The sequence below is a fragment of the Variovorax restrictus genome (genome assembly GCF_051216715.1).
Taxonomy (GTDB): domain Bacteria; phylum Pseudomonadota; class Gammaproteobacteria; order Burkholderiales; family Burkholderiaceae_C; genus Variovorax.
On the sequence record NZ_JBPJZH010000001.1, the window covers coordinates 2,036,608 to 2,055,000 of the forward strand.

The following is an 18,393-nucleotide window of genomic DNA, read 5'->3' on the forward strand; positions in this document are numbered from 1 at the left end:
GGCCGGTGCGGCCGACCCGAACCGGCGTAGGCCGAGGCTGATGCGTCGGTCGGCTCCTACCGGAATCGCCTGGGCGCTCCCACGCGGGCGAGCGCGGCGCCACTACGGTGTGTGGCGCATGGCACGCCTACGCTAGGCGCTGTTCCTCCACACGCGCCCCACCATCCGAGGTCATCAATGGATTTCTCCAGCCTGGTCAATGTGCTGAACAGCCCCGCCATGGACGAATTCCTGATCTGGGCCGTGGCGGGTGTCGCGGGCTCAGTGGGCCTTCTGGCCCTGGTGAATGCCCTGGACATGTTCCTGGACACCGAGCCGAACTGAGCCCGACATCGTCTTTCTCCGGGTGCCTGGACGGCACCGCTTCACCGACTTCAAGGAACCGAATGACCCCACGTAACAGGGCCGCGGCCGGACGCCGCCCGAAGGCCAGCGACGGCCCGAACAGCAAGCAACTGCAGCTGGCGGGATTCACCCAGGACACCACGTCGCAACTGACCACGAACCAGGGCCTGCACATTCCGGACAACCACAACTCGCTGAAGGCGGGCGTGCGCGGGCCGACACTGCTGGAGGACTTCATCCTCCGCGAGAAGATCACCCACTTCGACCACGAACGTATTCCCGAGCGCGCAGTGCACGCCCGCGGTGCAGCAGCACACGGCTATTTCCAGGTCTACAAGTCGATGTCGCAGTTCACCTGCGCCGACTTCCTGCAGGACCCCGTGCAGAAGACGCCCGTTTTCGTGCGCTTCTCGACCGTCGCCGGTTCCCGCGGGTCCGCCGATACGGTGCGTGACGTGCGCGGCTTCGCCGTCAAGTTCTACACGCAGCAGGGCAACTACGACCTGGTGGGCAACAACATCCCGGTGTTCTTCATCCAGGACGCGATGAAGTTCCCCGACCTGATCCACGCCGTCAAGCCCGAGCCGCACCACGAGATGCCGCAGGCCGCGAGTGCGCACGACACCTTCTGGGATTTCGCCTCGCTGATGCCCGAGAGCACCCACATGCTGATGTGGGCCATGAGCGACCGCGCCATTCCGCGCAGCTACCGGATGATGGAGGGCTTCGGCGTCCACACCTTCCGCTTCGTCAACGCACGCGGCGAGTCGCACTTCGTCAAGTTCCACTGGAAGCCCAAGCTGGGCATCCACGGCCTGGCCTGGGACGAGGCGCAGAAGCTCGCCGGCAAGGACCCCGACTTCCATCGTCGCGACCTCTGGGAGTCGATCGAGAACGGCGACTTCCCGGAATGGGAACTGGGCGTGCAGATGATTCCGCAGGACAAGGAGCACTCGCTCGGCTTCGACCTGCTGGACCCGACCAAGCTCATCCCGGAGGAACTGGTACCGGTACAGAAGATTGGCCGGCTCGTGCTCGACCGCAACCCCGACAACTTCTTCGCCGAGACCGAGCAGGTGGCTTTTCACCCAGGCCACGTGGTGCCGGGCATCGATTTCAGCAACGACCCGCTCCTGCAGGGCCGGCTGTTCTCGTACACCGACACGCAGATCTCGCGGCTCGGCGGCGCGAACTTCCACGAGTTGCCGATCAACAAGGCCGTCTGCCCGTTCCACAACTTCCAGCGCGACGGCATGCATCGCCAGACTATTGCGCGTGGTCAGGTCGCCTACGAGCCGAACACGCTCGGCAGTGGCGCGGAATACCGCGTCGACGGCGAGAGCGGCGGCTTCCAGTCCTTCCCGGAGGAGATCGAACCCCCGAAGATCCGCCGCCGCAGTGCGTCCTTCGACGATCACTTCACGCAGGCACGCTTGTTCTTCAACAGCCAGAGCACGGCGGAGAAGGAACACATCGTCGCGGCCTTCCGCTTCGAGCTGTCGAAGCTCGAGGTGCCGGCGATCCGGCAGCGCATGGTCGACAACCTGGCGCACGTCGACGAGAAGCTGGCACGGCGCGTGGCGGAGCCACTCGGCATCGGCGCGCCCGACGCCCGGGCGGCGGCGGGTCGGCCGGGCTTTCGCGATCACCGCATGGCACTGACCTTGGAGGAGTCGCCGGCGTTGCGCATGGTCGATACGGGCAACGGCACGGTCAAGACGCGGAAGATTGCGATTCTCGTGGCCGATGGTGTCGACTCGGCCTCGCTGAAGCCCATTCGCGAAGCACTGGAAGCCGCCGGCGCGCAGTGCAAGGTGATCGGCCCGCGTCTGGGGACGGTAGCAAGTGCGTCGAAGCGGCAGATCGAAGTCGACGCGACCTATGCCGCGATGCCCTCGATCATGTTCGACGCGGTGCTCATCCCCGCGGGCAAAGACGGCGCGACGGCGCTGCGCCAGAACGGTGAGGCGTTGCACTTCGCGCTGGAAGCCTTCAAGCACTGCAAGGCGATCTGCACGGTGGGCGAGGGTGTGGAGGTGCTGTCGATGGTCGGCGTGAGTGACGATGCTTCGTCCGCACCGGCCGGCGTGGTGGTGGCTACGACCCCGGTCACCAACCTCGGCGACACGACCGCTGCGACCGAGATCGCCACCGCGTTCATCGCGGCCATCGCCAAACATCGGCATTGGGACCGCGCCAACATCGAATCAGTGCCGGCCTGAAGGCGTGGTTACTGTGCGCACCGGACGGTGCGCACAGCCGGTGCATCAGCCCGCGTTCTTCAAGGCCTTCTTTGCCTTTTCGCCGGAGCTCTCCGCGCGGTTCTTGTGGTAGCCGGACTTCACGTTGTTGACGGCCTTGCCCACGGGGCCGCTCTTCTTCGCTTCGCTGTCCGCGCGCTTCTCGTCGATCTTGTGCTTCGTGGCATCGGTGGCTTCCGATGCGGCTTTGCCGAGCTGCGCGTGCGCGCCGCCGACCAACGCCAGGGATGCCAGGGTGGCGAAAAGAATCTTCTTCATGAGGTGCTCCAAAGCTGTGATTGAACCGGACAATCGTTGCATCGCCCGGTCACCCACACTGTCAGCCGCCGCCGCGCCAACCCGCGAGCCTCGGAAGCAAGCTGTCGCCCTCAGGAGCGTGTCTGGAAGTCGTAGTGCTGGTGAAACGCCGCCCCGTTCGCAGTGCCTTCGAGGTCGACGCTGTAGCGCGCGTTCGGCGTGAGCGGACTCTGAGGGACCATGAAGAATTCATGGCCACTCCGCGGTACGGCATCGGTGCGCACGGGCACGACGGCGCCCGTGCTGTCCTTGAGCGTGTAGGCCGTCACCCGCAGGTCGCCGCCCTCGTCGGTGCGCAGGTAGATCGGGGGACCCATCTGCACCGTGGTGTCGGTGATCTCCGGAAACGGATTGGGCTCTTCGGTCGCGGGCGCGAAGGCGTAGTCGATGTCGACGCTGGCCGCACAGGGGTAGCTCGCCACCTTGCCCGCGCCGAGCAGCGGGGGCGTTTCCTGCCGCCCCACCAGCAAGCCCAGGCGCTGGTTCATGACGAGAGTCGTCATCCCGTCGGGCTGGGTCTGGCGGTCGTGCTTCGTCACGACGGCCAGCCCGCCGACACGCGCGGCGGCCATCGCGCCACGCAGGTGAGCGACCGAGTTCAGCAGCGAACGCATGTCCCGCTCTCCGCGTTCGGCGCTTGTGGGCTCGGGCATGGGCACGGCCGACACATAGGTTTCGGTCGACGCCGTCAGCAGTTCGATGACGTACGGGCCGTAGCCCGCGAACTGGGCGCGGTCGGTGGCGCGTGCGCCGGTGAAGAAGGCGTTGTTGACCTGGGGTTCGTCGTGGCCGGTGGCGTAGGCACCGTCGCTGCCTTCGGCCAGCAGGTACTGGCCATGGGCACGCGAGGCGAGTGCGAGCGCGGCGTTCTGTTCGAGCGCGCCGAAGCCGCATTGCGTGCGTGCCGCCTGGTAGTAGGTCCATGCGGCCAGGTCGCCCGAAGCGTCCGCATACCCTGACGACGGGACTTTCTCGCCCGACGCCGGCGCGATGGTGTCGACCGGTGGCGCTTCGGACGCCGCGGCGACCTGGCTGGCCGTGCCGCCGCCCGCACCGCCGCTACCGCCGCCGCCGCCCCCACAGCCGACGAGGCCCAACAAGGTGGCGACAACGACGGCACCAAGAGGGATCGGCCGAGCGATCAGGTCAGGACGGACACACAAAGACGACACGCGCATGGCAATACAACAAAAGCAATCAGAAGCGGCGAGCGTGCCCGTGGCTGGCGAACGCCGTGGCTCGTCGTTCCCGCGTTGCCGTGTAGGCCGGGGCCCACGGCGCTGTTTTGTCGTGCTGTTGGCGCGTGCGGGCGGCGACGTTCAGTCGCGAGAGGGGATCAGTAACCCGCGCGCCACCGCCGGCCGCGCGACGAAGGCCCCGAGCACCCGTGCGACGTGGGCGAAACCGTCGAAGCCGACCAGCTCACGTGCCTCGTAGAAGCCCACCAGGTTGCGCACCCACGGGAAGATCGCGATGTCGGCGATCGAGTAGTCCGCGCCCATCATCCAGTCTCGCCCGGCCAAGTGCCGGTCGAGCACGCCGAGCAGGCGCTTCGATTCGGCGACATAGCGGTCGCGCGGTCGCTTGTCCTCGTAGTCCTTGCCGGCAAACTTGTGGAAGAAGCCGAGCTGGCCGAACATCGGCCCGATGCCGCCCATCTGGAACATCACCCATTGCAGACATTCGTAGCGCGCCGCGGCGTCCTGCGGGATGAAGCGGCCTGTTTTCTCGGCCAGATAGACCAGGATCGCGCCCGACTCGAACAGCGCCAGCGGCTGGCCGCCCGGCCCGTGCGGATCGAGGATGGCCGGGATCTTGTTGTTCGGGTTGAGCGACAGGAAGGCCGGCGACATCTGGTCGTTGGCGTCGAAGCGCACCACGTGCGGCTCGTAGGGCAGGCCGAGTTCCTCCAGCAAGATCGACACCTTCACGCCGTTGGGCGTGGGCAGCGAGTACAGCTGCAGGCGCTCGGGGTCTTGCGCGGGCCACTTCTGGGTGATGGGGAAGGCGGAGAGGTCGGTCATGGGTGTCCTTGGGAAAGCGAGGCGGCGTCGACTGCGACGTGCGGTCGGAAGGTGAATTCTGCCGTCCGTCGTTCAGGCCGGTGGCGCATCGGGTGCGATGACCTGGAGCCATGGCCACCGCGCCTGGTAGCTCGCGGCCTTGGCGCGGAACAAGTCCGGCAGCGCGTGACGTGGGTTGATCCGCAGAATGCCGTCCGCCAGGTCCTGCAGGCTGTCGGGCGCGTACAGCGCGCCATCGGCGACGTCGATGCCGACGCAGGTGCAGGCCACGAGGTAGCGGTCGATGCCGTCGCGCGCCGAGCGCAGCGCCGGGTAGGCCGCGCCGAAGCGCGCCGCATACCACAGGTGGACCCGTGCCTGGTTCTTGACCTCGACCGTCACGCCCAGGTCGGCGGTCGCTGCCTGCACGCGCCGGATCGCGGCGTCTTCCGCGTCCCACGACAGGTCGCTGTCGTCGAAGTAGAAGACGTCGTAGTCCTTCACGTCGGCGCCGGCCGCACGGCCCGCGCGCAGGTTCCACACGGCCTGGAACAGGCAGCCGGCCGTCAGGTGGCACTGGGGCAGGGCCAGGGTCGGCAGCCGCGCTAGCAACTCGACGTTGACGGGGTTGCTGTGCGTCAGCGCAAAGAAGTCGTCGGCGGTGAAAGGGATCACGGGAGATTGCGTTTCCATAGGCGCGCTATGGCATTCTCGGGCGGGCTGCTTTCAGCCGATTGTGTTGAAAAACTCTTCTCGAATCCCGATTGTGCTGTCGGCCGCAGAGGATTTTTAGCCGTGTTGGCGAAGCGAGAAGAGCCAGCAAGCCTTGCGGCTCACCTCACGCACTCTTCAGTGCCGCAACCGCCCCGGTCGGCATCAACCACTTCGCCATCCGCCTGAGATTCTGTGCGGTGGCCGCCATCAAGAACTCATCTCGCGCACCGCTGAGCCCACGAAGTCGGAGACGATCCAACTTCATGATGCGTTTGAGGTGCGCGAACAGCATCTCCACCTTCTTTCGATCCCGGCGCGACTGGCTGTACTCCGATGTCTGCCCAATAGCACGTGCCACCTCGCGGGCACCTTCATGAATGCTGCGAGCGATCGGCGTGTTCGGGCAGCAACGATCCTTCATAGCGCAGCCGGCGCAGTCTGCTTGACTGGCCCGATAGATCACAGTGTCAGCCTTGGTGATGCGATCGCGCGGCACCGCAAACTGGCGCCGATCATTGCGCAAGGCGTGACCCTCTGGACAAACGTACGCGTTGCGCTCGGGCTCCCACTGGAACTCGCCGATCGACAGGCTTCCGTCTTTGCGAGCCGTCTTGTCCCACACAGGAACGTGAGGTGCGATCTGCTTGTCTTCGACCATCCAGCCGAGCAGCGGTGCGGTGCCGTAGGCGGTGTCACCCACGAGCCGCTGTGGCTTGACGCCGAAGCGCTCCTCGACCCGCTCGACCATGGTGCGGGTGGAGTCGACCTCTGGGGTGCGGTGTGCCGGCGTTGCCTCGACGTCCATGATGATTCCCGTCGACAGATCGATCAGGTAATTGGTCGAGTAGGCGTAGAACGCGGGCCCGCCCGGTGCTGCGGTCCACTGCGCAGCCGGGTCGGTCGGGGAGACGTGCCGGGACGCGATGTCTATGTTGGGCGCTTGCTCGGGTGCATGGTCGGCCACCGGATTAGCGACGTCGATCGCGTCGAGGTACTCGCGCACCGCGCGGCTGCACTGGGTGCCCTCGCGCCACTGCGCGACTTCAGATGCGGTAGCACTGCGCGCACGGTTTGCGTCAGCTTTGATGATGCTGGCATCGATGGCAAACCCTTCTCCTTGGACCAGTCCTTCCGTCATGCAGCGGTACAGTACCGCCTCGAAGACAAAGCGCAGCGCATCACTTTGACGGAAGCGGCCGTGACGGTTCTTCGAGAAGGTCGAGTGATCGGGCACCTTGTCCTCGAGCCCGAGGTGACAAAACCAGCGATAGGCCAAGTTGAGATGCACTTCCTCGCAAAGCCGGCGCTCGGATCGGATGCCGATGCAGTAGCCGATCACGAGCATGCGAATCATGAGTTCGGGGGCGATGGATGGCCGGCCGGTGTGGCTGTAGAACGGCGCCAGGTGTTGGCGCAGTTCTACAAGATCGAGGAACCGGTCCACGCCTCGCAGGAGGTGATCGTGCGGGACGTGATCTTCAAGGTTAAATGCGTAGGACAGTTGATCCTGAACGATGCTCTGACCCATCATGATGCGTACCTCCATCGATGACGAGGAACATGCAAACGGCGCGCCAGTTCCTAGGATCTTGGGGAGTTTTTCAACACAATCGGCCACAGGCAGACATTGACATACCGGCCCAATCCTCGCTTTCAGTCCATTACGTTGTCTGTGGAGCGGCTCACAGCCTCCCCATCGGTCGAGCTCTGTCTGCATCGCGTTGAACTTTCCTCGCATCAGTTCCAGCGAATCTCTGCCGAGTAGCAGATGAGCCGGCGGCCTCTCGACGTCCGTGACAATTCGCAGCATGGCGGCTGCCGCTTTGACTGGGTCGCCAAGTTGCTTGCCGCTCACCGTTTGACGACGCGCTCGCACGGGGTCGAATACTGCGTCGTAGTCGCCGATGCTGCGCGGCGCACGCACCATGGACCGCCCGGCCCAGTCAGTGCGGAATGACCCCCGGTGACGTCGATGCCAAGCTCGGCGACCTCTTTCCCCAGTGCTTCGGAGATGCCTTCGAGCGCGAACTTGCTACCGCAATAGTAGACAGGGCGCCAACTTGTGAGAACACGTGAACATCGCGGTCGCACTTACGACGCATCATCGATTGTCGACGGCGAGGGGCATCTACCGATGCGGTGGTGAGCGCTCTCGCTAGCAGCCACAAAGTCGACCTGAGAAACACAGTCTGGGCATTCTGGAGGCCACGGATGGTGGTTCCCTGGCCGACCCGCTTCTTCTTGCGAGAACAACCTATCGAACTTCCGATCTAGAGCAAAATCGGCCTTTTACCTTTGCTGCGATCACGCACGTCCTTAACGCGCTCTCGGCCAACGATTGCACTGATGATTGCGCAGCTGAAAAAAGTCGTCCTCAAAGGGGCGCGCCCCCAGACTTCAAGAGCCGTTACGACACAGTACTTTGTGGCCACGGTGGCGTTCTTGCTTGCTGTCGCCACCAGATATGCGGCGGCGCCTCTGCTTCCGCCGTCCGGATTTCCCTTCCTCACCTTTTTCCCCACTGTGCTGCTGGTGTCGTTCTTCACCAGCCTGGGTCCGTCGCTGTGGTGTGCAGCGCTCAGCACGGTTGCGGCTTGGACACTCTTCATGGCGCCTCCAGATCAGATCGTCCCCCACACGGCCGCCGATCTCTTTGCGCTGGTGTTCTTTGCGGCCATCCTGGTTGTCGACTGCGTGGTGATCAGCGTGATGAAGAATGCGTTGTGGCAACTGAATCAAGCCGAGGGGGAGCTCCGCCTTGCCGATCGACGGAAGGACGACTTTCTCGCACTCATGGCGCACGAGTTGCGCAATCCGTTGAACGTCATTCGAATGACAACCAGGTTGTTGAGCAAGAAGGTGGATTTCAGCTTGGCGGGCCGCGTAGAAATGCTTGATGCCCAGAGTGCGCAGATGCAACGATTGATCGACGACCTCTTGGATACAGCGCGCATCACGACTGGGAAGATCAAGGTCAAGCGCAGCCGAATCGATCTGCGCGAAGTCCTGGAGTCGACAGCCACAGCCTTTCAGCTGCTCTCTGTCGAATCCGAGCAGGTGGTCGAGTGTGCTTCAACCGATGCGCCAATATGGGTGGATGGAGACCGCTCTCGGCTCGTGCAGATCTTCGAGAACCTGCTCTCGAATGCCTCCAAATTTTCCCCTCCAGGCGCCAAACATCGAATCAGCGTCAAGACAGACCAACATCACGTCAACGTGTCCGTCATTGATGAAGGCCGGGGGCTGGCTCCCGATCAGACAGAGAAGATTTTTGGAATGTATGTGCAGGCAAACAGCAGCGATGCCCGACTGGGAGGGCTTGGCCTGGGGCTCGCGCTGGCAAAACGTATTGCCGAACTGCACGATGGATCGCTCACCGCCTTCAGTGCCGGCATCGGCCATGGCGCGACCTTGGTGGTGCGGCTTCCATTGGCGCCAGCGCCAAATACCGGCATCGGATCCAAAGTTCCAGGCTAGACACTGCTCGTGCCGATGGCGTTCGAAAGTCGAGTGCTCTGCTCTTGCCGACGAATTTTGCAGTGTTCAAGATAGCTCGAGGGCGCTCGAAACCAGAAGGTCGACGACCAGGCTGCGATGGACAAGTACCGAATCAGCAGGGCCTCGACGATCTTGGTCATGTTGGCTCGCCCTCCCTCAGCTCAGCGCCGGCCGGGCTCTCCTTGCCTGGACAGGCGACAAGCTGCCATCAGTGCACGACACTGTCCCGAGTCCCGCTTCATGTTTGATAGCGGTCTGCGCATTAGCTCGTCATGCGTGCCACGTGTCGCGTTGAAAATGTTGACTAGGCGCCGCAAGGACGACGAATGATTTCGTAGTCGATGGGTTTGAACGTGCCATTATTTGAATTTTCCGCTGAACAAGACGTCAATCCGCAAATCATGTCCATATCCGCCCGAAGCTCGATGAAATCACCTGCTTTGGACAGAGGCGGTTTCACTGCCACCGTACCGGCCTCATCTACAGTGACATTCATAAAGACATTGAATGTGGTCCCGATTTGCGAGGGAGAGATGCCAAAGGGCTTCAAAGCGGTATACAAATTCTCAAAGCAGCTGGGATGATGCCCTACATGCTTGTAAAGAATTTCAAACATCTCTTGGCTGCAAGGGGTGAGCAGAAAGTCATGTCGCCCTACCTTATCTTCGAGAATTCTAAACATCGGGCGGCTGTCATTGGAGTACAGCGTATCTCCGGCAGTTAAATAGATTTTCGAAGCATAGTCTATGGTACGGCCCGACGAAAGCGAGCATGCATGATCATCGTCCTTAAAGGCGAATAAATCGGCGACCTGCTGACCGAGCGGGTCGTAAATCCGGAGTATTTCACTGGCGCGCATGCGAAAGGCAACCCCTGACTGGGGCGCGATGCGACAAAGACCTTTATCAAGCATTCTCAGACTCTTTCTTGTGAAATGGACATTTCCAACCCTCTTTGACGGCTCTTCCAGAATACTGGATGGCTTCCGACGCCTCTCCGAATCTAGAAAGCATCGGATTCACAGACCCCTGAAGGGCGGTATCGCGCTTTCTGATAGCGGTTTGCATGCTGGAATACTTGCCGGACGCCTTCAGCTCTTCGAATTGATCATGAAAGTTGAAGACTAGGCAGGGGAATGGCGTTTGACGCGCTTTCCGCGAGGCGCCTGGATGCAACCCAACGACGAAGAATGCACGTCCCGCTACACTGAAAGAAAACTCAGCTCTCGCAGGATCATCGCTGACTTTTCGATCCCACTTGAAGCCTTTGGCGCAATCGAGTTCATGCAATGACTGAAGCTGAGCCCACATCAAAGTTTCGAAACCTAGTTCGTCGAGTTCTGCTTCCTCGAAGGCTGCGATGAAACTCACCGGTGTTTGTCCGGGATCCGGATAGTTCTGCGAATATTCCTTGAGCGCGTCCCAAAGTCGTTCGGTATCTTGCGTCGTACCGAGCGCGCCAAAGGCGGCAACATGCAATCGATCCTTGTTAAGGGCAGACTTTGCGCCGACACAAGGGAAGCTTCTCGCATCTATGAATGACTGGATGTGCTCGACTGCTGAACTGTTCGCTCCGGCATGACTCTCTTGTTGACTTAAATTCATGCAGACAAGGTAGCCCCTGTCCTGGACGTGGACCGAAGGCCCTTTTTACCCTGTCCCGTAAGGTGCGCCGTCAATGGCAAGTAGTCCAAGACGCTGGGCCTAACGGTCATGGCCCCCATCCTCGGGTGTCAATTGGCGTTAGCGAAGGCATCAGCGGACGGTTGCCCTCGTGTGCGCCGTGGGCGCTCTCTGCGCGCGCATCGCCGGACCGATGCCGCGCAGGCTGGCATAGGTTGTCGACGGCGGCTCCTTGGTCTTGTCGACGGCCCGTGGCTCGGGGGTCGACGAGGAGCCCGAGCGGGTGGCGGTCCGCACCCTCAAGTTTCTTCGTGGAGTTGCCGCGCCGGCCGCGGGTAGCTGAAGTGCGCAGGCGGTGGCGCAGACCACGGAAGAAGCAAACGGCGTACACATCAGGCCCAGCGCAGCGGCTCGCTAGTGCGTCCGGCGTCGGGGCCTCGGCAGCGTCATTGCCTGTTCGGGCGCAAGACCGCCAGAAGCGACGATTCAGCGCTGCAGTGAGTCTGGCCAGTTTTCGCCCGTGCTCAGCAGGGCGCCTTCGTCGAGCTGGTGCCCCGGCTTTCCGATGTCAGTCATGGTCGTCAGGATGCGGCGAGTTTTGCGCCCCCTCCGATTGCACGGTGCCTTCTTCGGCGTGTAGCGCCGCTACGCGTGCCTGTGCTTCATGGCGAGCAACTTCGAGAATTGCCTCTTCTTCATCTGGTGTGCGTTCCGGTTGCATGGCCTGCGAGGTGTTCATGGAATTCCTTTTTGTGATCGATCAGAGTGCCACGTCTTGCAGGAACCAGAAGTAGGAAAGTCACCATGCAAGGCCTCCGTTCCTGGTCGCTCCAGCAGAATTCCGTCCCGCTTCCTACACTGCCGACAGGTCAGCGGCGCCAACTCTGGCTACATCGCGGCAGTCACCGGTCTGCGCGGAGTGCTTATGAACGAATCAACTGCGAGACGTCGTCGCACCGACGACGAGGATGCTGGCCCGGTCGGTTCGACCGACGGTCAAGATCATGACCAGATGCAAGGCTCGAAGGCGGCGGGGAGCCTGAAACAGCGCTATTGAACTTCGACGACGAAGAATCTCCTCAGGTCGTTCCGGAACTGTCCGTGGTAACGGCGCGACCCATGCCAAGGGTGGCGACAGCGCCCCGATTGGTCCCCGCAGAAATTCTGTCGGACACGAATCAGCCAAGCGACAGCCCGAGAGGATGACGCGCGTTTCCTGACACCAAAGCAGGAAGCGGCTCGTTGCGAGGCGCTCTTTCGGAGGCTTTCGCCTACGTTCGAAGGTGGGTGCACAGTCCAAAGTGTCCGTATGTCGCGTCGCAGCGTGGGAATCACCCTCATCCAATCTCTCTCAGCCGAAGAGGGCACGCGGCAACCGTCCGCCTCTGATTGGTTGATCGAGCAAGATCGGAAGGGACGCGCCAACGCCCGTAAACGCTCGTTTGGATGGGCGCGGTTGCCACCGCTGCTCCGACTCTTTCCGTCCGCGTGTTTCTAAGGTCGACGACGGCCGTTTCCTGTGGGGGCTTCAACCAACTGCAGCCACTATCAAGCCGGGAAGCGTCGGCACTCGTTTCGGCAAAGCTCCGGAGCGCACCCTGCCGCCTGCAGAAAACGACGCGGCTTCAGCAGATCGTCTGCAACCGCGTGACCGACCACGGCTTCTCTGCGTTTGGTGCCGATGCAGGCAATGCTCGCGGCGGCCCCGATAGTCCACAGTGGCTTCGCAGCTTTGCCGTCGTTGAGTTCAAGCTAAGGATGATCGCTCCCGATGCCCATTCCTCGCGGTACGGTCGTGTGTGTAGCGCGGAGACGATGTCGCTCTCTCAGCGTTGAGGCGCCTCTGTTGAAATTGCTTCTTAGCCGAAGCTGAATGGGCAGGAATGCCCAGCACAAGTCGACAGGTCAGCATCCTCGTCAAAGCCGGCGCGCAGCTTCCGCCATTTCCTGCTCGCAGCCTGCCGGTACAGGAGCGGTATTTGCGCGAAGGAGTGTCGGTGCCGCAAGAGGAACTTGATGCCGACGCTTCGCAGCGGCGGGCAGCAGAGAAGTGGCGTGCGACCGTTGAGAGCATGTACGAAGTACTGATGGCAGCGCGGGTAGCCCGAGCACGCAAGACCGACTGGTACGCTTGAGTGCCTGGAATCGGGCCAAGACCCGACGTGCGCAACGCCCCAGTGCACCGATAGATCCCCAAATCCCAACCGCGCCTTGACTTGGCGGAGCCATTGTCAATGCTGACGCAGACCCTGCAAGGGTCTGGCACGGTTGCATTTGGCGTCGCCATCGCCTGAAGAGATTCCGGTCGCGAAGTAACACTTATTACTCGCTGCTGCTTTCATCTTTTGAACGCGCCCCCTATTTCGCAACACACACCGCCATTGGTGCGAGCGGTGAGTAGCCGCTCACCTAGCGCTGTGTGAGGCAGCATAGAGCCCCACGGCCCAAACGCCCGAAGGAACTTGAAAACTTCATACACATACACTGCTCGTTTGTACTTTCTACTTACTGCAATGAACACTGCAACGCATCGATTACGTGTCTTGTCTGCTTCTCTCGCTTGCGTTGCGCTCATCGCTGCATGCGGAGGCGGAGGGGGGTCCAACGGAACGGCGGAAGGTGGTGCCCAGACGCCGCTAGCCAGCACCCCACCTCCGGCCCAAACCCCGCCGAGCGGGCCGGCGAGCAACATTGAAACGCAGCCTTTGCCGCAAAGTCCCGCTGTCACCGTGCCATCTGATGCGCTTCTTGCACTCGCTAAGACTGCGGCTGCATCCGCACCGACCACTGTCGCAGCAATACCCAAACGCGCCGGCCCCGTTTCAACGCTGCTCGCGTCGGGCGCTACTCCCGCTTGGTCGTATCAGCGTTACTGGATCTCTGGCGACGGTAGGAACGGTGCGGGCAGTGCGGCCGCAGACAACCCTCGCCTGGACACCGTTGCCTTCATCTACAACTTCGCCAATTGGGTAAAACGTCCTGCGGGAATCACCAACAACTTTAACGATGCGAGCAAGGCCGACTACTGGATCCCCGGCGGAGCCTTAGGAGGCTCACAGGCCTATATAGGCCTCCGAACAAATTCTCGGTATATCGCCATGCCCTCGTCGTTCGGCCGGATGTCACTAATTGTGGACGGGCAGATCGTCGTTCCAGGCGTGGACTACACAGCAAATAATCAATACGCCGTGTGGGACTTTGGGACGAACATGGAGCGTAGTCTCGTGTTCGTCGGGAGCACAGGCGCGTCGATCTCCGAAGTCGTTATCGAGAATGAGGCAAGCATCGCGCCCTACGATTTCACAGCAAGCCTGCCACCAACCATCTCGTTCACGGGCGACAGCTACCTTGGCCATGGAGCCTTCAAAGACACGGGGATGTCGTTTGTCGACATGCAGGCGAGGTTGTTGGGCGCCATTGCCACCACAGCAACGCACATCGGGGGCACAGGTTATCGCGCAGACAACGGCGGCGACCCCGCGACGCGTGCTGACTCGCCTCAGCGGATGGCTCGGTTCACCGAAGCCAAGCCGACGATCATGATCTTGGAATTGGGCATCAACGACCCATGGCCCGGTTCTGGACCGACGACCATGGAATCCATGAAAACGGTGTTGCAAGGTGCCCGGGCCGCAAACCCGGAGAGCGTGCTAGTCGCGGTGGGACCGTGGGCGCCGAGCCAAATTAATGGAACCAACCCTAGCGGCACCTATATCGCTCGTATGAACGCGATTTCGGAGATCGTCGAAGCTCTTCCGGGACCCTGGGTTGTGCTGGACAACCTGCGTGGGAACTGGAGGACAAGTAAGGGCACTTCCCGCAGCTCTTTGCGTGGCCCATGGCAGACGGGAGAAGGCAAAGCAGGTGCACCCACTGGCGTAGGCAACGGAGATACATGGTTGAACGCTGATGGCGTTCACCCCACGACACCCGTAGGAATCACAGGCTTGGCAGAAGTGCTTACCGGCGAGCTGCGTGCAGCACTGGCGTCGATGTGAGTCACGCCGTGACGCGCCGACGTTTACCGGCTGATCGGTCGCCGTGCCGCCTCTGCTTGAGACAACACCAAGAGCTGCTGCCACTCCTTCTGCGCCGTCTGCATCGCTGAATACCTGCGCAACGGCGGAAAGCGCGAAGTGGCCCAACAAAGGGCAATCATGCGAGCGTGCGGAGGACCTGCTTCTACGATCGGCGGCGAGATCAAGTCTCACTTGGCAAGCTCGAGCGAATCCGGATTTGAGCGACCGGCCGCCTTAGGCCCAGTCACGATCGTGGGAGATCGGATCGTCAGCGATGTGCTGATCGCTACCAGCGTGACCTTCGACTAGTCGGCGGACGCCTTAGTGCCGGCTGCCACAGTGCCGTTGGAACAGGCATCAAGAGCCACCTTGCCTAGCTACGGCCTTCTCGTTGAGCGTAACTTGCGCCGAACGAAGGGCGGCTTCGGAGAATTCTGTACAGCCTCTAAGGGCCCAAGGCCAACCTTCCACCTCCCGGCACGCTCATCATCTTTCCCCCATCGACGAGGCCGACTCAAATACTCGGACCGCGACCACATCGCAGCAAATCAGCGTCTTTGCGCCAGTGATGTTTCTGAACAGAGCCGACGCAGCATCCGCGGGCCGACCCCTGTGCCCGTCCCGCGCATTCAGCCTGCCGGCCGCCGTGTCGACAGCAGCGCCCGCAGCTTGGCGGGCGCGACCGGCTTGGTCAGCAGCGTCACGCCGCCATGGCGGATGCGGCGCAGCACCTCGGGGCCGGTGGCGCCCGAGACCAGCACCGACAGTGCCTTCGGCTGCAGTCGGCGCGCGGCGTCGATGACGGCCAGGCCGTCGTCCTCGTCGGCCAGTTGCAGGTCGCACAGCACGGCGTCGTAGGCCACGCCGGGTGCGTCGAGGCAGGCGATGGCAGCGGCCACGGCGTCGGCCGTGTCGACGCGGCAGCCCCACTGCGTGAGCAGCGCACGGCTGCCGTCGAGGATGGCTGGGTCGTCGTCGACCACCAGGCAGCGCAGGCCCGCCATCGGCGTCGGTGCCGAGGCTTCGGGCGCTGGCGGCGGTACCTGCGCGAGCGGGATTTCGGGCAGCAGCAGCGCGAACGTGCTGCCGGCCTGCAGCGCCGAGCGCAGCGTGATGCGCGTGCCCAGCAGCGCCGCGATGCGCGCGCAGATCGCCAGGCCGAGCCCGAAGCCCTGGCGGCGGTCGCGCTCGGTGTTGGCCACCTGGTAGAACTCCTCGAAGATCCGCGCCTGATGGATGGGTGCGATGCCCACGCCGTTGTCGCGCACCTCGATGCGCACGCCCTCGGCGCAACGCCGTGCCGTCACCAGCACGGTGCCGCCGGGCGGGGCATGGCGGATCGCATTGCCCACGAGATTGCCGACGATGCGCTGCAGCAGCGCCGCGTCGCTGCGCACGGCCAGGCCGCGGTCTTGCCAGATCAGCCGCACCTGCGCTTCGGCCGCTGCCGCCGCGTGCTGCGCGGCGAGCGGGTCGAACAGCGCGGCGAGCGACAGACCGGTGATGGCGGGCGTGAGCACCTGTGCGTCGAGCCGCGAGATCTCGAGCAGGTCGTCGAGCAGCACGCCCATGAAGGCGGTGCCTTCCTGCAGCCGCAGCACGGCCGGGCGTTGCGCGTCGCTCGCGCTCGGCAGCAGGCCGTCGATGAACAGGCCCATCGCATGCAGCGGCTGGCGCAGGTCGTGGCTGGCCGCGGCGAGGAAGCGTGCGCGCGACAGGGCGGCCTGCTCGGCTTCAGCCATGCGCTGCAGTGCGACGGCGGTCGCTTCGCGCACGCGTTCCTCGCTGACCTGCTGGTTGCGTTGCAGGCGCTCGGCCAGGCGGTCGATATCGCCGGCCAGCGCGGCGAGTTCGTGGCGCGGTGCGGCGGGCGTGGTCGCATCGCTCGGCGCGCCCAGCACGTCGCAGCGCGCCTCGAAATGGCCGGCTTCGAGCGCGGCCACGGTGCGCGAGATGCGGCGCAGCGGCTGGGCCACGGTGCGCGCCATGTGCCGCACCGCGGCCCAGGCCGCCAGCAGCGCGATCAGCGCGATGCCGATGCCGGCCATGAGCGAGCGGGTGCGTTCGCGCACGTGTGCGGTCGAGTCGCGGAAGGCCTGCACCAGGCCGATGGGGCTGGTGCCGGCGATGGCCCCGGCCGGTGCGAAGGCGCTGGCTTGCGAGGCCTCGCGCAACGTGACCGGCGCGGTGAAGACCCGCAGCGCACTGCCGACGGCTGTGGCCGCGGCCGGTGGCCCGGCCGTGACGTACACGCCGGCGCTGTTGCTGATTTCGATGCGCGCCACCTGACCGCCGCGCAGCGCCGCGTCGGCCACGTTCTGCAGGGCCGGCAGGTCGCCGGCGTAGAGGCTCAAGTCGGACATCGCCGCCACCTGCCGCGCCACGGCCTGGCCTTCTGCGTCGAAGGCGGCGTCGAGTGTTGCCAAACGGCCGTGCGTGAACCAGGCCGTCAGCGCCACGGCCAGCACGGCGCAGGGGCCGATGCCCAGGCGCAGCAGGTCGCGCCGGAGGCTGCCGCGTACCTGCAGGGGCGTCACGCTTTCGGGCAACGCGGCGCGTTCCGACGGGCTGTCGACCATGCTTCGCAACGGCAGGTGCACCGGCGGCAGGAGGCGGCTGCCGGTGCGGGTCATCGCGGCGCGGTCACCCGCTCGGTCAGTTCGCGCTCGTCCGGCAGGCGCATGCCCAGGCGGCGCGCGACGGTGGTGTTGACCCGCACCGTGGCCGGCGTGGCCGCCTCCACCAGCACGACGCCGCTGGCGCCGCGCCGGAGCTTCTGCACGATGTCGCGCGCCTGCGCCGCAAGCTGGGTGGGCGTCGAGACCGCCGCCGCGAGCCCGCCGGAACGCACCAGCCCATCGCTCGCGCCGAAGACCGGCAGGGTGGCGCCGGCGCCGGCGAGCAGCACCGACAACGTCGCCGCCTGGCTGTCGCCGATGCGGTCGGGCAGCACCATCAGCGCATCGCTGCGGGCCACCACGGTGCGCAGGGCGGCGGCCAGCGCGGTCGGGCCAGGTGCGTACTGCACCGTCAGGTCCCAGCCGACGGCGGCGCGTTCGAGATCGCGCACCAGCGGCCCGGAGTCGACGGTGGCGACAACGCCGAGACGGCGCTTTTGCAGCGGCAGCACGGCGTCGATCAGCGCCAGCTGGTCGGCCATCGCCGGGTCTCGCAGCAGCACGCCCACGCGGCGGTCTCCGCGCAGCAGGTGGGGGTCGGTGCGCAGGCGTTCGTAGTCGAGCTGGGACAGCATCGCCAGCAACAGCGGCTCGGCGCCAGGGCGCGCAATGGCTGCGCGGGCCGCCGCCATGCCGACGGCGATGGTGACCGGCGCGTCGTCGACCACGGCGCGCATCTGGCGCGCGAATTCGGCGTGCGGTGCCGAGTCGTCGGCGAGCAACACGGTGAAGCCGGCCGCTGTCGCGTGGCCAACGGGCAGGGCGGCGCACACGGGCACCAGGCACCACAGGAAGCTGCGAAGCGAGCGCAGGCAATGAAGAAACAGGTTCACGGACAGAACTGCGCGAGCAGCGGGGAATGGGGCAGTTCAATGTACGGAACCCCCTGGCGCGGCGCGATAAGGCAGAGGGCTTAGGCCGGCAGCCGGCAGGTGTCGGGCGTGTGATGCCGTTCA

Annotated in this window: 16 protein-coding genes and 1 pseudogene; 5 read left to right on the forward strand and 12 right to left on the reverse strand. The window is 63.9% G+C overall.

The annotated features are described in order from the left end of the window. Nucleotides 1-177: 177 nt before the first annotated feature. Together ACSFA0_RS09650 and katE are read left to right on the forward strand one after the other, a co-directional pair. On the forward strand, nt 178-324 hold the full coding sequence (locus ACSFA0_RS09650) for a hypothetical protein (RefSeq protein WP_435450937.1): 147 nt from the start codon (nt 178-180) through the stop codon (nt 322-324). 26 nt (nt 325-350) lie between these two features. Next, nucleotides 351-2,567, forward strand: coding sequence for a catalase HPII (gene katE / locus ACSFA0_RS09655; RefSeq protein WP_435450938.1), 2,217 nt, complete (start codon nt 351-353; stop codon nt 2,565-2,567). 45 nt (nt 2,568-2,612) lie between these two features. Here the strand turns inward: katE and ACSFA0_RS09660 are convergent, their stop codons facing one another. From ACSFA0_RS09660 to ACSFA0_RS09685, 6 genes and pseudogenes are all read right to left on the reverse strand, one after another. Then, nucleotides 2,613-2,864, reverse strand: a complete 252-nt coding sequence (locus ACSFA0_RS09660; RefSeq protein WP_435449969.1) for a hypothetical protein — start codon at nt 2,862-2,864, stop codon at nt 2,613-2,615. Between the two features lie 110 nt (nt 2,865-2,974). Then, nucleotides 2,975-4,003, reverse strand: coding sequence for a hypothetical protein (locus ACSFA0_RS09665; RefSeq protein WP_435449970.1), 1,029 nt, complete (start codon nt 4,001-4,003; stop codon nt 2,975-2,977). Nucleotides 4,004-4,222: 219 nt separating this feature from the next. Beyond that, nucleotides 4,223-4,927: a glutathione S-transferase N-terminal domain-containing protein gene (locus ACSFA0_RS09670; RefSeq protein ID WP_435449971.1), complete on the reverse strand. Its 705-nt coding sequence runs from the start codon at nt 4,925-4,927 to the stop codon at nt 4,223-4,225. Between the two features lie 72 nt (nt 4,928-4,999). After that, nucleotides 5,000-5,581 (reverse strand): nucleotidyltransferase family protein, encoded by a 582-nt coding sequence (locus ACSFA0_RS09675; protein WP_435449972.1) that lies wholly within the window; start codon nt 5,579-5,581, stop codon nt 5,000-5,002. A 163-nt stretch (nt 5,582-5,744) separates the two neighbouring features. Then, a complete protein-coding gene (locus ACSFA0_RS09680; RefSeq protein WP_435449973.1) occupies nt 5,745-7,151 on the reverse strand; it encodes an IS1182 family transposase in 1,407 nt (468 codons plus the stop codon). Nucleotides 7,152-7,273: 122 nt separating this feature from the next. After that, nucleotides 7,274-7,666: pseudogene (locus ACSFA0_RS09685) on the reverse strand (Rossmann-fold NAD(P)-binding domain-containing protein); the annotation flags it as partial. 300 nt (nt 7,667-7,966) lie between these two features. Between ACSFA0_RS09685 and ACSFA0_RS09690 the strand changes: the two are divergent. Next, nucleotides 7,967-9,097 carry a sensor histidine kinase gene (locus ACSFA0_RS09690; protein WP_435449974.1) on the forward strand — a complete coding sequence of 377 codons (1,131 nt, stop codon included), beginning with the start codon at nt 7,967-7,969 and terminating at the stop codon, nt 9,095-9,097. Here the strand turns inward: ACSFA0_RS09690 and ACSFA0_RS09695 are convergent. From ACSFA0_RS09695 to ACSFA0_RS09710, 4 genes are all read right to left on the reverse strand, one after another. After that, nucleotides 9,094-9,258 carry a hypothetical protein gene (locus ACSFA0_RS09695; protein WP_435449975.1) on the reverse strand — a complete coding sequence of 55 codons (165 nt, stop codon included), beginning with the start codon at nt 9,256-9,258 and terminating at the stop codon, nt 9,094-9,096. The genes ACSFA0_RS09690 and ACSFA0_RS09695 overlap by 4 nt on opposite strands. Nucleotides 9,259-9,422: 164 nt before the next feature. Further along, entirely contained in the window at nt 9,423-10,031 is a 609-nt protein-coding gene (locus ACSFA0_RS09700; RefSeq protein ID WP_435449976.1) for a DUF1989 domain-containing protein, read from the reverse strand. Continuing rightward, nucleotides 10,024-10,722: a guanitoxin biosynthesis heme-dependent pre-guanitoxin N-hydroxylase GntA gene (gene gntA, locus ACSFA0_RS09705; RefSeq protein WP_435449977.1), complete on the reverse strand. Its 699-nt coding sequence runs from the start codon at nt 10,720-10,722 to the stop codon at nt 10,024-10,026. Before gntA ends, ACSFA0_RS09700 begins: the two co-directional genes overlap by 8 nt. Nucleotides 10,723-11,308: 586 nt before the next feature. Continuing rightward, the gene (locus tag ACSFA0_RS09710) at nt 11,309-11,479 is read right to left on the reverse strand and encodes a hypothetical protein (protein ID WP_435449978.1); all 171 of its coding nucleotides are present in this window, start codon (nt 11,477-11,479) and stop codon (nt 11,309-11,311) included. 1,144 nt (nt 11,480-12,623) lie between these two features. Here ACSFA0_RS09710 and ACSFA0_RS09715 point away from each other — a divergent pair. Both ACSFA0_RS09715 and ACSFA0_RS09720 read left to right on the forward strand, forming a co-directional pair. After that, nucleotides 12,624-12,875: a hypothetical protein gene (locus ACSFA0_RS09715; protein WP_435449979.1), complete on the forward strand. Its 252-nt coding sequence runs from the start codon at nt 12,624-12,626 to the stop codon at nt 12,873-12,875. Nucleotides 12,876-13,469: 594 nt separating this feature from the next. Then, a complete protein-coding gene (locus ACSFA0_RS09720; protein WP_435449980.1) occupies nt 13,470-14,738 on the forward strand; it encodes an SGNH/GDSL hydrolase family protein in 1,269 nt (422 codons plus the stop codon). 650 nt (nt 14,739-15,388) lie between these two features. Here the strand turns inward: ACSFA0_RS09720 and ACSFA0_RS09725 are convergent. Then, nucleotides 15,389-17,392, reverse strand: coding sequence for a sensor histidine kinase (locus ACSFA0_RS09725; protein ID WP_435449981.1), 2,004 nt, complete (start codon nt 17,390-17,392; stop codon nt 15,389-15,391). Continuing rightward, nucleotides 17,389-18,270, reverse strand: coding sequence for an ABC transporter substrate binding protein (locus ACSFA0_RS09730; RefSeq protein WP_435449982.1), 882 nt, complete (start codon nt 18,268-18,270; stop codon nt 17,389-17,391). The genes ACSFA0_RS09725 and ACSFA0_RS09730 overlap by 4 nt, the downstream gene beginning before the upstream one ends. Nucleotides 18,271-18,393 lie beyond the last annotated feature (123 nt).

Coding starts and splice junctions, on each gene's coding strand:
- ACSFA0_RS09680 (WP_435449973.1), bottom strand. CDS start 7,151: ATGATGGGTCAGAGCATCGTTCAGGATCAACTGTCCTACGCATTTAAC.
- ACSFA0_RS09710 (WP_435449978.1), bottom strand. CDS start 11,479: ATGAACACCTCGCAGGCCATGCAACCGGAACGCACACCAGATGAAGAA.
- ACSFA0_RS09695 (WP_435449975.1), bottom strand. CDS start 9,258: ATGACCAAGATCGTCGAGGCCCTGCTGATTCGGTACTTGTCCATCGCA.
- gntA (WP_435449977.1), bottom strand. CDS start 10,722: ATGAATTTAAGTCAACAAGAGAGTCATGCCGGAGCGAACAGTTCAGCA.
- ACSFA0_RS09725 (WP_435449981.1), bottom strand. CDS start 17,392: ATGACCCGCACCGGCAGCCGCCTCCTGCCGCCGGTGCACCTGCCGTTG.
- ACSFA0_RS09700 (WP_435449976.1), bottom strand. CDS start 10,031: ATGCTTGATAAAGGTCTTTGTCGCATCGCGCCCCAGTCAGGGGTTGCC.
- ACSFA0_RS09660 (WP_435449969.1), bottom strand. CDS start 2,864: ATGAAGAAGATTCTTTTCGCCACCCTGGCATCCCTGGCGTTGGTCGGC.
- ACSFA0_RS09670 (WP_435449971.1), bottom strand. CDS start 4,927: ATGACCGACCTCTCCGCCTTCCCCATCACCCAGAAGTGGCCCGCGCAA.
- ACSFA0_RS09650 (WP_435450937.1), top strand. CDS start 178: ATGGATTTCTCCAGCCTGGTCAATGTGCTGAACAGCCCCGCCATGGAC.
- ACSFA0_RS09715 (WP_435449979.1), top strand. CDS start 12,624: ATGCCCAGCACAAGTCGACAGGTCAGCATCCTCGTCAAAGCCGGCGCG.
- ACSFA0_RS09690 (WP_435449974.1), top strand. CDS start 7,967: ATGATTGCGCAGCTGAAAAAAGTCGTCCTCAAAGGGGCGCGCCCCCAG.